Source organism: Novosphingobium sp. FG137 (assembly GCF_057809735.1).
In genome coordinates this window covers 647,255-662,247 of the sequence record NZ_JBMDKN010000001.1, presented here as the reverse complement: position 1 = coordinate 662,247, position 14,993 = coordinate 647,255, and the positions used below count along the sequence as shown (strand labels likewise).

Below are 14,993 nucleotides of genomic sequence, written 5' to 3'. Positions count from 1 at the left end.
TCAGTCTCCATTCGCTATCTGAAAGCCGGCGTATCCGCTGGCCGCGACCGCGTCGCAAATCGCCCGGTAGCGGCCGATACCGCCAACAAAGGGCATGAAAACACGTGGTTTTCCCGGAATATTGGCTCCGAGATACCAGGAGTTCGCCTGCACGAAGAGCGTCGATTCCGCCGCATCGTTGACCTGCTGGACCCAGGCGTCTTCCGCTTCGGGTTCAGGCTCGATCCGCGTGGCACCGGTTTGCGCCAAGTGATGGATGCACCCGGCGATCCAGTCGATGTGCTGCTCGATACCCACCACCATGTTGACGAGCACCGAGGGGCTGCCCGGGCCGGTTACGACGAACATATTGGGGAAGTCCGCAGTCATCAGCCCGAGGTAGTTGCGCGGCCCATCAGCCCATTTGGCGCTCAGCGCCGCACCGCTACGCCCGCGGATATCGATCTGTGCCAGCGCACCGGTCAGCGCGTCGTAGCCTGTCGCACAGACGATCACGTCGACCGGCAAAACGGCTTCGCTAGTGTGGATCGAATGCGCATCGATCATCGTGATCGGGTCGAGCTGCAGATCAACGAGCGACACGTTCGGGCGGTTGTAGGTCTCGTAGTAGTCAGAGCCGACGCAAATCCGTTTCGCCCCCAGCGGATAGCCGCGTGGGCAGAGCTTCTCAGCTGTCTCGGGATCATCGACCAGTTCACGGATGCGGGCATGGACGAAATCGGCGGCTGTCTGGTTGGCGGCCAGATCGGTCATGATATCGCTGAACGCGTGGACGAAGTTGACCCCGCCCAGTTCCCACCGGCGGCGATACTCCGCCTCGCGCGCATCGGCGCTGACCGAAAGCGCAGGGGTCTGGCTAAAATCGTAAAGGGTGCCAACTTGCCGCGCCTGCGCGCGGTAATCAGCATAAGCCCCCTTCCAGGCCGTCTGCTTCTCATCACTCAGCGGCTGGTTGCGCGCGGGCACCACGAAATTGGGCGTGCGCTGCAGGACCACCAGCCGCTCGGCCGAACGGGCGATTTGCGGAATGGCCTGCACGCCCGACGAGCCCGTGCCGATGACTGCAACAGACTTGCCCGCAAAGTCCGCGCCGTGATGCGGCCAGGCTCCGGTGTGCAAGATCTGCCCGGCGAACGTTTCGATCCCGGGGATATCGGGCAAGCGCGAGGCCGACAGCGATCCGCTGGCCATGATGCAGAAGCGCGCAGTGACCGCATCGCCACGATCGGTTGTCACATGCCAGCGGTCCAGCGCCGCATCGAAATGCGCCGATGTAACCCTTGTACCAAAGGAAATCAGCGGCCGCAGTTCGAACCGGTCAGCCACATGATGCAGGTAGGCCAGAATCTCGCCTTGTTGCGCATAGCGCTCCGACCAGACCCATTCTTGTTGAAGCGCATCATCGAAGGAGTAGCTGTATTGCAGGCTTTCCACGTCGCAGCGCGCACCGGGATACCGGTTCCAGTGCCATACCCCGCCAACATCGTCAGCGGCCTCGAACGCTTGGACGGCAAGGCCTTGAGCCCGCAGCTTGTGCAGCGCGTAGAGGCCAGCAAACCCCGCCCCCACGACAACAACGTCCAGTTGACGTGTCATAGGCCCGGTTCCACGCATAGCGGCGCGCGCAGCGCGGGGCGCTGGCCATTGAAGGTGGCGGGAAACAGGGTCTGCAAGGCACCATCGGCACACTGGACAAGGCCGCGTGCGCGCACCTGCTCGGAAGAGAGCGCTTCGCTCAGATCGAGCACGGGTGAGAGGCAGCAATCCGCATCGGCGAACTGCGCCGCAATCTCAGCCAGGTTTCGCCCGGCAAAGAACGCGGTGATTTCTGCGATCAGACCCGTTTGGGGCAGCGAGTCGTTCTGCCGCTCTACCCAGTCGGGCCGTTCTGCCGCCGCGCAGAAGTTCTGCCAGAACCGGGGCTCGACCGGCCCCAGCATGACATGCCGTCCGTCGGCGGTCCGGTAGAGGTTGTAGTAAGCCGCAGCCCCGTTGAGATACGTCGAGCCACGTTTCGGCACGGTGCCGTTCGCGCCCCATTCGGCTACCTGCATCGATTGCAGCGGCATCAGGGTGTCGGCAAGGCCAAGCTCGATATGCGCCCCCTCGCCCGTCCGCTGCCGGGCATTGAGCGCGCCGAGAATGGCAATCGCCGCATAGAGCGCGCCCGCCATATCCGCGATCGGCGGGTCGAAGAACACCGGAGCATCGCGGCCGTTGCGGTCCAGAATGCCGCTTTCCGCCAGATAGTTGCCATCATGGCCGGCCGCGTTGGCCAGCGGACCATCGGTGCCATAACCGCTGATCGAGCAATAGATCAGCGCCGGATTGCGTGCTGCCAGCGCCGCGTAGCCAAACCCGAGCCGCGCCATGACACCGGGCCGGAACCCTTCGATCAGCACATCGGCATCGACCAGCAGGCCTTCCATCGCACTGCGCCCATCAGCGGATTTGAGATCGAGCCGTCGCAGCGATTTACCCGCATTCAGGCTGGCGTAGAACACCGGCTCTCCATCCGCGTCCCGCGGCCCCAGATCGCGCATCCCATCTCCGGCGGGGGGCTCGATCTTTATCACCTCGGCGCCCATGTCGGCCAAGATCTGGCTCGTGACCGGCCCCGAAATGTACTGCGAGAGGTCGAGAACTTTCACGCCCGACAGGAAGGAACCGACATCGCCCAAAGCGCTCACCCCAGCGGGATCAGCCCCCGCTTCTTTTAAAACATTCTGACTGGATAGAAACCATACCAACGGGTATTATGCAAGCGCGATTGCCATCAGTTCGACCATCCACCGTCGATTATATGGCACTGGCCGGTGGTGAAACGGGCAGCATCGCTGGCCAGATAGAGCGCGAGGCTGGCAATCTCGTCTGCCTGCCCAAATCGGCCGAGCGGTTGCCGCGCGGCGAAGGCAGCGCGGGTCCGGGCATAGTCTCCACTTGCCTGCATCCGCGCCTCCAGCGCAGGCGTCTCGATCGTGCCCGGACAGATCGCATTGGCGCGGATGCCTTGCGCCGCGTGATCTGCCGCGAGCGCCTTGGTCATGCCGATGATCGCCGCCTTGGTTGCGCCATAGGCAAAACGGTCGGGTACACCGCGAACCGAACTGGCAACCGACGACATGGTGATGATCGAACCGCCTCCTCGCGCGATCATCCCTGGCAGCAAGGCGCGGATCATCCGGAACATGGCCGTGACATTGAGAGCAAACGCCCCGTCCCAGTCCTCATCACTGCAATCAAGCACCGTGCCGTAGGGCACCGTGCCTGCGCATAAGAACGCAACGTCCACTGTACCCGCCGTCCGTGCAAACGCTCCGACCCCGGCGGCATCAGTCAGATCGAGGGCGAAAGGCTCGCATCCGCAGGCACTCTCAAGCGAAGCCAACGCATCCGCGTTGATATCCACCGCCAGCACGCGCGCACCTTCGCGCGCAAAGCGTTCGGCACTGGCCCTGCCGATCCCCTGCCCGGCACCGGTGATGATCGCGGTCTTGTCATGCAAGGCGCCGGGGCCGCTCAATAGGGCGATTCCAGCCCGGCCAGCACCATCTCAGCGTAGATCTTGCCGATTTCCTCGGCGCTGACGTCGCTTTCCGCCGGCCTGAACCAGCGGTGCGTCCACCCGACAATGCCGAGCACGCCATAGGCCACAACCTTGGATGAACCAACGTTGCGGAAGGACTTGTCGGCATAGCCCTGCTCGATGATCGCGATCACCGCCTCGGACATCTGGCTATTGAGATCGCGCATGTAGCGCGACCATTCAGACCGCTTGTCACTGACATTGCTGAGGTTTTCGCGAATGTAGATATACATCAGCGGGTAGTGTTCGCCGTAGGACGACATCAGCGCGATGATCAGGTCGCTGAGCTTGCGCCGCGGACGCATGTCGCTGGCCTGAATCTTCTGCGCCAGTGCCACGTTGCGCTCCACCACGGTACGCACGATCTCGTCGAAGAGCTCCTCCTTCGACGAGATATAGTAGTAGAGTGACGCCCGATCGATATTCAATTCGGCCGCGACAGCAGTCATGCTCGCCCGCTGGAATCCCATCCGGTTGAACACCCGGATCGCCGCTTCGCCGATTTCCTTGCGGCGTTGCTGGTGCGAAACGCTGGAATCTTCGCGCGCCGCAGTGCGCCGTTTGCCGATACCGCTTTCGGAGGGTGCCATCATTGGCTTGCCGTGTTTCATCATGCGCCGCCAATTACGCGATCATGCGCGCCATTTCCAGTTGCAGGGCTCATCCGCGTGGCCCTCCGGCAACATAGAGCACTTGCCCGGTTACATAGCCTGACCGTTCATCGACGAAGAATGAAACCGCATGGGCAATATCCTCGGGCTGGCCGACCCTGCCAACCACCGTTCCGGCAATCGCCTGTTGCTTCATGTCCTCGAACGTCATGCCGACCCGCGCGGCCACTTCCGCCGTCATGGCGGTCTCGACAAAGCCCGGAGCAACCGCGTTTGCCGTGATCCCATAGCGACCCAGTTCGATGGCCAAGGTCTTGGTCAGTCCCTGCACACCGGCCTTGGCTGCGGCATAGTTGGCCTCGCCGAGATTCCCGAGCGCGGCCGTGCTGGAAAGGTTGACGATCCGGCCCCAGCCCGCAGCGCGCATGTGCGCTTGCACCGCACGGCTCATCAGGAAGGCGCCGCGCAAGTTGACGTTGATCACGAGGTCCCAATCCGCCAGCGACATCTTGCCGATCGTGCGGTCACGCAGAATGCCTGCGTTGTTGACCACAATCGTGGGCGGCCCGAGCGCAGCGGTCACATCAGCCACTGCCTGCTCAACAGCGGTTTCGTCCGCGACGTCCGCGCCGACCGCAAGGGCCCGTCGCCCGAGTGCCTCGATCCCGCGCACGGTTTCGCTGCAGGCCAACGCATCGAGATCGATCACGGCAATGTCATGGCCATCTGCGGCAAGGCGGAGCGCAATGCTCGCGCCAATGCCGCGCGCGGCCCCGGTGACAATTGCGACCCGCGTTTTGCTAGCGCCTGCCTCGCTCATGCCGCCTCCACCATGCGAGCGACGGCTTCCGCCAACATGAACTTGCGGGCGCGGCCCGATGCGGTTGTGGGAATGTCCGTTGCCTTCACAAAAAACAGGTGACGCGGTACCTTGAAGCGCGCGAGGCGTTCTCGAACGAGAGCCAGCAGCGCCTCACTCGTAATCTCTGCACCATCACATGGCACAACCAGCGCCACGCCAACTTCACCCATGCGTTCATCGGCCAAGGGCACGACATGCGCCTGCATCACATCGGGATGCGAAGTCAGTACGTCCTCCACTTCACTAGGCAGCACCTGCTCCCCCCCGCAGCGGTAGGATTCCTTGAGGCGCCCGGCCAGCGTGAGATAACCCTCGCCGTCGATCCGCCCCAGATCGCCGGTGCGAAACCAGCCCTCGGCATCGAACGCAGCCGCTGTCTCAGCCGGCTTGTTATAGTACCCGCGCGTCACGCCAGGCCCCTTCGCGCGCAACTCACCTACCGCGCCGGCAGGCAGGACCGCCTCGCTGTCCGGATCGACCACCCTGTACGCGACCAGTTGGCCGCCAAGCGCCGGATCGCCGGCCACGCCCGCATCGCGCAGCCGGCCGTTGGTCTCGAGCAGCCGCTCGAACGGGTCATCGGGCCGGGTGACGGTGGAGGATGCGGTGACCTCGGTCATGCCGTAGCCGGTCGTGATCTCGGCCACGCCCAACACGCTGCCGATTTCCCTCCAGATCCGCTCGGGAGCACGGGTGCCGGAGGAAAGAACCGAGGTAAGAGAGGAGAGATCGCAAGCAGCATCCCGCGCCGCATCGATCACGGCCAGCGTCATGGTCGGCACCAGCAAGGCATCGGTGACGCGGTGCAGCGCGATGGCCTGAAGCAGATCCGCCGCTTCGAACCGCAACCGCGGAACGATTGCACCGCCGACGAACAGCACCGGCAGCATGCCCTCACCGTAGCCATAGACGTGGTACATCGGCAGCGCGAACACGATGCGCCGCGCGTCCTCGAATGCTCGCGCCAAGGCACTGGTGAAGGCAGTGCGCAAGACCTGATCGTGGCTCAGCATCACGCCCTTGGGCGCCCCGGTGGTGCCAGAGGTATAGATGATATCCGCAACAGCATCCGGGGACGAGGAAGGGAAGGCCAGCCCCTCGGGCGCGCGATGCTCCAGCGCGGCCAAGGGTGTGGCCTGGGCCCGGGCTGGCTCCGAACCCGTGGGAAACACGACGACCGTCCGCAACTTCGGAAAAGCCTGCCCGCCACCGTGCTGCTCCCAGCCAGGCATGAGCTGATCGAGCATTGCCAGGGTATCGAGGCCCCGAAAGCAGTCCATGGTCACAAGCATGACCGCATCGGATTGGGCCAGAACATAGCCCAACTCCGCCTGCCGGTTCAGGATATTGATCGGCACGGCCACTGCCCCGACCCGCGAAATAGCGAACTTGAGCGCAACGAACTCAGGGTAGTTGGCCATGAGCAGCGCCACATGGTCACCTGGCCGTACTCCTGCCGAAATCAGACCGGCAGCCAGCCGCAGTGACCAGTCCGCCAGCTCACGATAGGTCCAGGACCGTTCGTCCGTGATGACATACGGCCGGTCGGGAAACTCCCCTGCTGCCGAATCCAGCATGCCGTCCAGCGAGCGCGCAATCCATTTCGGAAAGCGCGTCGCCAGCGCGGCTTGTCGGTCCAAAGCGGACGACCGCAGGGCAGCCTCTGCCGTCACGCGTCCGCAGGGCCGCGATCTCGTTCGGCCTCATAGGCCTCAAGATACGTGCGATAGGGCGCGAAAGGCGCATCGCGCATGCGCACGGCCGGGCGGACCCCGCCCTCGCGCCACACCTTGGTGAACTCTTCCATCCCCGGCCCGGCAATGCCGAGCGCATCGAGATCGTTGGCCGCAGCCATGCCGGCCTGCATGCCGGCCGCCTCGAACCAGCGGTTGGTCACTTCCTTGTGACTGTAGATCGCATCGAGCGGCACATTGGATACGCGCTTGGCATAGGCCATCGCCACGGCTTCCAGTTCCTCGCGCGGCACAGCCCGGTTCACCAAGCCCATTTCGGCCGCTTCAACGCCGGTCATGTTGTCGCCGGTGAACAGCCACTCCTTGGTCTTGCGCATGCCGAGATGGATCGGCCACATCGCGAAGACATGAAGCTCACCCATGGCGCGTGCCTCGGGCTGGCCGAGCAAGGCATCTTCGGCGGCAAAGGCAATGTCGCACACGCCGATCAGATCGAGTGATCCGGCAACGCAGTGTCCGTGGACCACCGCGATCGTGCACTGGCGCAGGCGGAACAGGCGCATCCAGCGCTCGCGCGAGAGGTGGAACTCGCGACGCGACCAAACCGGATTACGGCGATGTGGGCGACGCTGCACTTCATTGATCGCGCTGTCGGCATCCCAGAGGTAGGAGAACTCCTTGAGATCATAACCCGTGCCGAAATGGGCACCGTTGGCCTTGATCACCAGGACACGCGTCTCGTCGTCATGATCAAGATCGTCCATCACCCGGTCAAGCTCATCGCGCAGCTGCACCGAAATCGCGTTGCCGGTGTGCGGCCGATTGAGGGTGACTGTCGCGATGCGATCAGCCTTTTCATAGATCAGGGTTTCAAACTGCATTGCCAGCATCCTTGGTTGTCATGTTCTCTGGTCACGATGGCTATCGCCGAGGAACGCCTTAGTCAACATATACGTTGATTTTATCCATCCGAGCCCGAAAACCGAGGCTTTAAATGCACCGAAAGCGGCTCGATCAACATAAGTGTTGATAGATGATCGCAGAAGAGATATCCGATTCGCCATGACGAATGATCTATCCCACGCCACTGTTGACATCCTGATCGTAGGCGCTGGCCTCGCCGGACTCCGCGCGCTCTATTCCATGCGCGAGGCCGGATTCTCGGTCGCCGTGCTGGAGGCGAGCGACGATCTGGGCGGGGTCTGGCACCACAATCGCTATCCCGGCGCACGCTGCGATGTCGAAAGCTACGACTATTCTTACATGTTCTCGCCCGAGCTTGAGCAGGAATGGCGCTGGAGCGAGCGCTACGCGACTCAGCCCGAAGTGCTTTCGTACATCCGCCATGTGGCGGACCGCTTCGACTTGCGCCCTGCCATCCAGTTCAACACGCGCATGGCGCGTGCCGAGTTCAATGAGTCCAGCAATCGCTGGTCCGTGACTACCGAGGATGGCCGCACTTGGGATGCGGACACTCTGATCATGGCGGTTGGCCAGCTTTCAACGACCAAGCAGCCCACTCTGCCAGGGCAGGAAAGCTTCACGGGCGCGATCTATCACAGCGCCGCCTGGCCGCGCGAGGGCGTCGATTTGGCGGGGAAGCGAGTCGGGATCATCGGCACAGGCTCCTCCGGCGTACAGATGACGCCGCTGATTGCCGCCGAGGCCGCGTATCTCACCTTGTTCCAGCGCTCTGCAAACTTCAGCATTCCGGCCGCCAATGCACCGATCTCGGCTGAAGAGGACGCGGCGATAAAGGCGGACTATCGCGCCCGCCGCACCCGCGCGCTCAATTCTCCCAGCGGCCTCGGCTTCGTGCCTAATGGCGCATCGGCCCTCGAAGCCTCGGCAGACGAGCGCCAGGCGGTCTATGAAGCGGCGTGGGTCCGGCTCGGCTTCGGCTTCGCCCTGGCCTACAAGGATATCCTGCTGGACGAGGCCTCGAACGAGACGGCTGCAACGTTTATCCGCGACAAAATCGCCGCGCAGGTGAAGGATCCGTCGACCCGCGAACTGCTGACCCCGCGCGGCTTCCCCTTCGGTGCCAAGCGGCCCTCGGTCGACAGCAACTACTTCGCCACCTTCAACCGCGACAATGTGGCGCTGGTCGATATCAAGGCCGATCCGATCGAGGCCCTGACCCCGACCGGCCTCAGCACCGGAAATGCACACTATCCGCTCGATGTCCTAATCTACGCGACCGGATTTGATGCGTTCACCGGCTCACTGCTGCGCCCCGACATCATCGGCCGGGACGGGCTCAGCCTCCGGGACAAATGGTCAGCCGGCCCGGCGACCTACCTCGGGCTTGGAGTCTCTGGGTTTCCCAACATGTTTGTTCTGGTCGGCCCCGGCAGCCCATCGCTTCTCAGCAACGTAATCCTCTCTATCGAGCAGCAGGTCGATTGGCTGACCCAGATGCTGGTCCATGCAAAGACACTGGGCGCAGCACGGATCGAAGCCAGCCCAGATGCCGAAGCGCGCTGGGTCGAACATGTCAACGAACGCGCGCAGGAAACCCTCTACCCGAGGGCGGCGTCATACTATGTCGGTGCCGAGATTGAGGGCAAGCCGCGCGTCTTCATGCCCTATTCGGGCGGCGTGCGCGGTTACCGGCGCGAGTTGGAGCGCGTGGCCGCGAACGGCTACGCCGATTTTGGGATACCAAGCAAAGCCTCAGCAGGCGGGGGCACACCTGGGGGCATTCAGAACAATTGAATGAGAATTCCCATTTTTTTACATTTGTTTAAGCCATTTTCTAGTCTCCCTCCGTCTCCGCCAGGCTTGTTTCCTGATCGAGCCGCAAGTATCCAAAGGGCCCCAGAAATGCGGCATTTATCGGATTTTGCGCATCAATAGCGTTCTTTTCTGCTCCACCCGATCCCACACCAAGTGTGAGTCTGGACAGCCAAACCCAATTAGAACGGGGATTGCGCGCGGGTGCACGCTGACAGAACAGATTGACGTTGAAGGGGCGGTCAGGCGGTACGCGAACCGCTGCGATCATTGTATTTGCGGTGGAAGCATCACCAGCCCTGAGGCAACCAATCCGAGTGCGCCCGCACCGGTGGCAGCCGCTGCCATGGCTGCGGATGAAGCGCGGGCCATCGGCGCTGCACGGTGGGTAGGCGCACCTTCAGCAGATCCAGCCGAGCGGTTTGTTGAGAACGTCGAGCAAGACCTGGCTCACGCCGCTGTATTGTCGAGCTTATTAAGCAGACCTTGCTTGGTCGTGAGTGGATGCTTCAGTATCCTGCAAACCGAGCTGAAATCCTAGAAGCCGCCACGAGCTTGCTTCGCTACCTGCCTTTGGCTCGGCGTTCCCCGCATTAAAGCGTAAGAGGGCATAGCCCTTGTCGGGAGCGGACTCGATGCGCCATTGCGGATAGAGCTTTCTGCGAAGTCTGGAGATCGAGAATTTGAGCGAACGCCTGAACTGCGCAGTATCTGGCGGTGCTACGAACCGGCTCAACCTCTGCACAGACATCGATTTGCCTCGTTGCTCCGCAAGCGCGCTCAGAAGTGCAAGCTCACGGGGTGTCAGGGTATTCGGGGCAGCGAATTGCGCCATGTCGGCCGCAATGCCCTGATCCTTGTTCCGGGTGGCCCAGCGCGCATGGTATCGGCGTATGACCGCCGCGACCCGAAGTCTGGCTTCTTCCGAGCTTACCCGTGTACTATCAAACACATCGTCGCAACCTGCCGTCAGCATCCGGGCGCGGCGCGGCGGAGAACTGTCCTGCATGATCGCAAACTTTGCCACGTTGCGGAGCAGTGCGCGGTTGACCCTTAGGTAGCGGGCCATACGCGCTGGATCGGCAGCATCAAGCATCAGGACATCATTGTCCTCGTCCGCGCGCGACAGCGCGAAAGTGCCCTCATCGGAGAAAGGAAAGCACACAAGATCATCAAACACGCTGCAGACATACGCCTGACGCTCGTCCGAAGCCTGATCGCGCGCTCTCAGATAGCGTGCACGGATCGGAAAGGGTGTCGCGCAAGTACCGATCGGCTGCTCAGGACGATCGCTGGACATCGGCGCTATTCGGCCGCTGTATCGGATTGCCATGGTGCGACTTACCTTTTTCTGGATCATGGAATGACCCGGCCTGTTTCAAGGTGAGCAGGTCATGGTTTTGAGTTGGCTTTCAGGGGTTCAGTCTGATTCTCTGCTCATGATCTCTGCCGAGACTGGGCATCTAACTGAACTTTTTCAGGTGTTTAATCGCAAGACTGTGCGCGCTTTGCACGCAGTCCCTGTATGCCGGACCGGTAGACGACACGTCGCCAACCGAAAAACTCTTCAAGGCTGAGGCTGTATCGTGCGCAGGCCTCGCCCAGCATGAGCAGTCCGCCATTCACCGCAGCCACCACTTCGGCCTTGCGACGTGGAGTCCAGCGATTGCAGTTCGGTGGCGGGAGCGACTCAAGGGTCAGCGGCTCGCCAAGTGGACCAATCACTGCCTTTGTACGCGAAGATTCATCCGGCATCACATGTTCCAGACCAGAGTTCGGAAAGGTCATCCCGTTAGCTTTCAAAAAGGCTTTCATCCGGGCAGTCCTGTTCTGACCTGGCTGATGACATCGGCGAGCAGGTCGTTGACGCAAAAGGCAATCATGAATGCGACGACGGCGCCAAAGGCGATCATGGCCGCGAACTGCAACTGGCGGGCTACAATGTGACTGTCGCGAGGGCTATGGACAGCCACGGGCATCGACATTGCCTTGCGACCCGGCTTGGGCATTCCAGCGATCGAACCGGTCTTCCCGCCCAGGATCGAACCCACGTCGATCGCGTTGCGCAGGGCAATGCCGACGCGGCAATCACTGGCCCATCGGACATGCCCGACCAGCGAATGGCTTCCGGTCACGATCTCCACAAACTCGCCGCGCCGCGGCGGTTTCGCCATCGAAAGCATGACCCCGCGCGGGGACAGGTTACGGATGCAGCCAGGTCTTTCGTCCTGTTCGGTTCGCACTTGCACCGCCATTGCGGCGCTAATTCGGGCCTCCGCCCTTGTGTCAGCACACGGGATGTCGGCGAGTGCGGCCTGTCCGGCAATTGTGCGCCGGGCAAAGCGCTGCGAGGCATCTGCAAACGCAGCTTGGTCACGGGTGGCGATGGATAGGTTCATGTGAGGAATCTAGGCCCACGGCCGTCGACCATCACTCCGCCTACATCTCATTCGCAGATAAGCGATTGGCTTATTGGATTCTAAGTCTTTGACTTAGAGTCTGGATTGGCAAGGCCCTACGGAAATCGCTTAGTTGACTCGCGCATTAGGATCAAGCGATTGTGCCGGCCTGTACCCATCGGGTCGCGAAATGCACTAGGGCGGCACTCGTCGGCAGATCAAGTTTGAGACGGATGTTGTTCCGATGCGTCGCGATTGTCTTGAGGCTTCGCCCAAGGTTCGCGCTGATTTCTTTGACGCTCTGCCCCGAGCCGAGCATCTGCAGGATAGCGAGTTCGGCCTGCGTTAACGCGCTGAGATTGCCGGCGGCAGAAGCGGGATGGCCGGCCGCCATGTTGGACAGGATCTCGCTCTGGATCCGGGCGCTGAGGTAGATGCGGCCGGCAGCGACTGTACGGATGGCATCTATCAAGGTTCCGCTGTCAGCCCCCTTCATGAGGTAGCCGTGCGCCCCGGCCTGCAAGGCACGTGTGGCGTAGACCTCTTCATCATGCATGGAGAACATGAGCATGCGCAGATTGGGCCGGTACTGCAAAAACCGCTTGATCGATGCCAGCGCCGAATTCTTGCCCAGCATCAGGTCGACCACAGCGACATCAACCGCCAACTCACGCAAATGCACAAGAGCCTGCGCCTCGTCTTCGGCTTCGGCGCACACTGTAAAGTCCGGCGTGCCATCGACGATGGCCTTGAGGCCAGTGCGGACGACGGCATGGTCATCGACAAGCAGTACGTTGCGACGGATGGGTTCGTTCATGCGCAGTTCCTAGGCCTTCAACGCCATCAGAAGTTTGACCCGTACCCCGCCGGATCGCGGTGATGTCACGCTCAGTTTCCCTCCAATGGCGCTGGCGCGCGCTTTCATGGTGGCCATCCCGATGCCTTGCCTTAGCCGCCTACGATGAGAGCGGACGATGCCGCGCCCGTCGTCTGAAACCGTCAGTCGAAGGGTGGCCCGGTCGCAATTCAACGAAATTACGATCGCTGAGCCTTGGCTGTGTTTGATTGCGTTCGCGGTGGCCTCCTGAACGATCCTGTAGATGTGCAGGAGCGTCTCCTCGTCCAGAACCGGTTCCAAGCCAACACAGTCGACACTCAATTCAATACCTGTGAGGGTACGCATCCCGCCAATCAGCGTCTGGATCGATCCGAACAGCCCTGCCGCATCGATCGCCACGGGATAAAGCCCATGGGTGATCGCACGCAGGCGATTGGTCGCCTGGCTGAGCATGCCGGTCAGAACCTCAGCCCGATCGCCGACGGCGCCTCGGCAGCAGGTGGAAATGGTTTTGCTGAGGTCTGCGGCCAGCATGGCTCCACCAGTCAGGATCTGCCCGATGTCGTCATGGAGATCGCGGCCGATCTGCCGCAATGTCTCTTCGCTGACGCTGGCGAGCAATTGCCGCGTTTCGCTGACCTGGCGCTCCTGCTCCCGATGCGATTTTCGAAGATCTTCAAGTTCTTGGCTCACTTCTTCGATGTCAGAGATGTTATGGAAAAACGCGAACATGCGCTCTTCAAGACTGTCATCGTACGTGGCGTGGACGCGAAAAGGCACCAGTGCGCCGTTCTTGTGCCGATGGAAGGTCGTGAACGAGAGCGAGCCGAACTTCTTTATGTATCTGATATCTTTTAATATTTCGCTCCTGCTAAAGGACTCACTCAAGAACGAAATGCTTTTCCCGATGAGTTCGGACTTATCATAACCGACATCACTGCAGTAGGCGTTGTTGACGTTGACGATATGGCCGTCCAGATCAGCTATGATGAAACCTTCAGAAGTTGACGACATTATGTTTTCAAACTGACGATAATGCTGGGCCATCTCGTTAAGTTGATCGATAATTATCTCATTCTTCTTGAATAGATCGATCGATATCTTGATCTTTCTGGCCAGATCAATGAAAAGATTGATATCGAGGCTCGAAAAAGCCCGCGGCTTCACCGCATAGACAATGAGGATTCCCGATACATCTCCGTCGCACATGATCGGCACGGAGATCGAGGAACGAATATTGTACTTCTGAGCCCGGCCACGCCATTGGGCGTAAAGCGGGTCGATCAACGCATCTTCAACGACTTGAATCCGGCCATTCCGCAAGGCTGTGCCGGTTGGACCCTGGCCGCTGGGAACGTTTTCGTTGATGCTGAGAACGAGACCGTCAGCATAGCCCTTGGCCGTGCCCGCAGATCTGATGACGTTGATGTCTCCCGACGACGTATCAATCAAGCCGACTAGCGCCAGAGCATATCCATCGTGGCGGACAATTTCCTGACAGACATGGTCAGCAATTTCATCTACTGAAGATGCCTTTAGAAGAACTTCAGTAGAACGCGCATAAGCCTCAAGCGCCCAATTCAGTCCAATAGATGCGCTCGCTCCGTCGGTCCAGCCAGCGCTCAGTCCCTGATAATTTCCGTCAGCAAAACTGCCTATCGACTGGGGCTTCTGCGGCATATTTTTACCTGACCGTTTTTACTTGTCACCGATTTATCATGAACACCATGATCTTGCCACCTTGCACTGGCCAGGCGAAAACCACCCGACCCAGTCAATGTCAGGGTCCAAACTCAATCAGGGCGCGTTCGGGGCGCCATGATCGAGTTAGCATCACAGGACCTCCAATTGCGGTGTGCGCCTGCCGATAAGACACCGGGGCAATCCGGAACAGCAACTGGCCAGGCTCCACATGATCGTTCTCGGCCACCGCGATCTCGGCGATGCGCCGCCCGAGCGCGGTGCCGGTTACCATCCCACGGAGATCGGACCAGACCGCCTCAAGCGCGAGCGAAGCCGCTTCGTTCGATAGCAAGTCGGTTATGGAAAGCGGCTCTCGGCCAATCGAGAAGCCGGTGAACAGGCTCGCTGGCGGCATCGTGATCCGTTCGATGCCGGCCACGGCCTCCTTCATAATGCAAGTGAACTGCTCTGCGCGAAACCCCGATCGCTTAGCCGCCCGTCGTACCCTTGAGGGTTAGACGCCAATCATTCATGGAGGAAAATCAGGAGAGCATGACAGCCACCTTGGTAAGCGCGAGGCGGCT

At 61.0% G+C, this 14,993-nt stretch carries 14 protein-coding genes; 1 reads left to right on the top strand and 13 read right to left on the bottom strand.

Translation table 11 applies throughout. The features are described 5' to 3' along the window. The 7 genes from ACODS2_RS03000 to ACODS2_RS02970 all read right to left on the bottom strand — a co-directional run bounded on the left by ACODS2_RS03000 (position 1) and on the right by ACODS2_RS02970 (position 7,634). Entirely contained in the window at positions 1–1,596 is a 1,596-nt protein-coding gene (locus tag ACODS2_RS03000) for a flavin-containing monooxygenase (protein ID WP_298174261.1), read from the bottom strand. Then, positions 1,593–2,690, bottom strand: coding sequence for a CaiB/BaiF CoA transferase family protein (locus tag ACODS2_RS02995; RefSeq protein WP_298174262.1), 1,098 nt, complete (start codon positions 2,688–2,690; stop codon positions 1,593–1,595). The genes ACODS2_RS03000 and ACODS2_RS02995 overlap by 4 nt, the downstream gene beginning before the upstream one ends. 86 nt (positions 2,691–2,776) lie before the next feature. Next, positions 2,777–3,523 (bottom strand): SDR family oxidoreductase, encoded by a 747-nt coding sequence (locus tag ACODS2_RS02990; protein ID WP_488997511.1) that lies wholly within the window; start codon positions 3,521–3,523, stop codon positions 2,777–2,779. Next, entirely contained in the window at positions 3,520–4,200 is a 681-nt protein-coding gene (locus ACODS2_RS02985; RefSeq protein WP_488997510.1) for a TetR/AcrR family transcriptional regulator, read from the bottom strand. The genes ACODS2_RS02990 and ACODS2_RS02985 overlap by 4 nt, the downstream gene beginning before the upstream one ends. Positions 4,201–4,246: 46 nt before the next feature. Beyond that, the gene (locus tag ACODS2_RS02980) at positions 4,247–5,017 is read right to left on the bottom strand and encodes an SDR family oxidoreductase (protein WP_298174267.1); all 771 of its coding nucleotides are present in this window, start codon (positions 5,015–5,017) and stop codon (positions 4,247–4,249) included. Next, a complete protein-coding gene (locus ACODS2_RS02975) occupies positions 5,014–6,699 on the bottom strand; it encodes a class I adenylate-forming enzyme family protein (RefSeq protein ID WP_488997509.1) in 1,686 nt (561 codons plus the stop codon). The genes ACODS2_RS02980 and ACODS2_RS02975 overlap by 4 nt, the downstream gene beginning before the upstream one ends. A 29-nt stretch (positions 6,700–6,728) precedes the next feature. Beyond that, the gene (locus ACODS2_RS02970; RefSeq protein WP_298174271.1) at positions 6,729–7,634 is read right to left on the bottom strand and encodes an enoyl-CoA hydratase-related protein; all 906 of its coding nucleotides are present in this window, start codon (positions 7,632–7,634) and stop codon (positions 6,729–6,731) included. Between the two features lie 181 nt (positions 7,635–7,815). Here ACODS2_RS02970 and ACODS2_RS02965 point away from each other — a divergent pair, with 181 nt between their 5' ends. Continuing rightward, a complete protein-coding gene (locus tag ACODS2_RS02965) occupies positions 7,816–9,471 on the top strand; it encodes a flavin-containing monooxygenase (RefSeq protein WP_488997508.1) in 1,656 nt (551 codons plus the stop codon). Positions 9,472–9,964: 493 nt separating this feature from the next. Here ACODS2_RS02965 and ACODS2_RS02960 read toward each other — a convergent pair whose 3' ends face one another. The 6 genes from ACODS2_RS02960 to ACODS2_RS02935 all read right to left on the bottom strand — a co-directional run bounded on the left by ACODS2_RS02960 (position 9,965) and on the right by ACODS2_RS02935 (position 14,848). After that, the gene (locus ACODS2_RS02960; protein WP_488997507.1) at positions 9,965–10,849 is read right to left on the bottom strand and encodes a winged helix-turn-helix domain-containing protein; all 885 of its coding nucleotides are present in this window, start codon (positions 10,847–10,849) and stop codon (positions 9,965–9,967) included. Positions 10,850–10,974: 125 nt separating this feature from the next. Continuing rightward, positions 10,975–11,244 (bottom strand): CtrA inhibitor SciP, encoded by a 270-nt coding sequence (sciP, locus tag ACODS2_RS02955; RefSeq protein ID WP_488997905.1) that lies wholly within the window; start codon positions 11,242–11,244, stop codon positions 10,975–10,977. Positions 11,245–11,300: 56 nt separating this feature from the next. Further along, positions 11,301–11,888 carry a PilZ domain-containing protein gene (locus tag ACODS2_RS02950; protein ID WP_488997506.1) on the bottom strand — a complete coding sequence of 196 codons (588 nt, stop codon included), beginning with the start codon at positions 11,886–11,888 and terminating at the stop codon, positions 11,301–11,303. Positions 11,889–12,039: 151 nt separating this feature from the next. Further along, positions 12,040–12,705 carry a response regulator gene (locus ACODS2_RS02945; RefSeq protein ID WP_488997505.1) on the bottom strand — a complete coding sequence of 222 codons (666 nt, stop codon included), beginning with the start codon at positions 12,703–12,705 and terminating at the stop codon, positions 12,040–12,042. A 9-nt stretch (positions 12,706–12,714) separates the two neighbouring features. Then, complete coding sequence (locus ACODS2_RS02940; protein WP_488997504.1) at positions 12,715–14,406, bottom strand: GAF domain-containing sensor histidine kinase; 1,692 nt, start codon at positions 14,404–14,406, stop codon at positions 12,715–12,717. 100 nt (positions 14,407–14,506) lie between these two features. Then, positions 14,507–14,848, bottom strand: a complete 342-nt coding sequence (locus ACODS2_RS02935; RefSeq protein ID WP_488997503.1) for a hypothetical protein — start codon at positions 14,846–14,848, stop codon at positions 14,507–14,509. Between the last annotated feature and the right edge of the window lie 145 nt (positions 14,849–14,993).

Excerpts from the sequence above, each read along its gene's own strand:
- ACODS2_RS03000 (WP_298174261.1), bottom strand. The coding sequence starts at position 1,596 with ATGACACGTCAACTGGACGTTGTTGTCGTGGGGGCGGGGTTTGCTGGC.
- ACODS2_RS02985 (WP_488997510.1), bottom strand. The coding sequence starts at position 4,200 with ATGATGAAACACGGCAAGCCAATGATGGCACCCTCCGAAAGCGGTATC.
- ACODS2_RS02980 (WP_298174267.1), bottom strand. The coding sequence starts at position 5,017 with ATGAGCGAGGCAGGCGCTAGCAAAACGCGGGTCGCAATTGTCACCGGG.
- ACODS2_RS02970 (WP_298174271.1), bottom strand. The coding sequence starts at position 7,634 with ATGCAGTTTGAAACCCTGATCTATGAAAAGGCTGATCGCATCGCGACA.
- ACODS2_RS02965 (WP_488997508.1), top strand. The coding sequence starts at position 7,816 with ATGACGAATGATCTATCCCACGCCACTGTTGACATCCTGATCGTAGGC.
- ACODS2_RS02960 (WP_488997507.1), bottom strand. The coding sequence starts at position 10,849 with ATGATCCAGAAAAAGGTAAGTCGCACCATGGCAATCCGATACAGCGGC.
- sciP (WP_488997905.1), bottom strand. The coding sequence starts at position 11,244 with ATGCCGGATGAATCTTCGCGTACAAAGGCAGTGATTGGTCCACTTGGC.
- ACODS2_RS02950 (WP_488997506.1), bottom strand. The coding sequence starts at position 11,888 with ATGAACCTATCCATCGCCACCCGTGACCAAGCTGCGTTTGCAGATGCC.
- ACODS2_RS02945 (WP_488997505.1), bottom strand. The coding sequence starts at position 12,705 with ATGAACGAACCCATCCGTCGCAACGTACTGCTTGTCGATGACCATGCC.
- ACODS2_RS02940 (WP_488997504.1), bottom strand. The coding sequence starts at position 14,406 with ATGCCGCAGAAGCCCCAGTCGATAGGCAGTTTTGCTGACGGAAATTAT.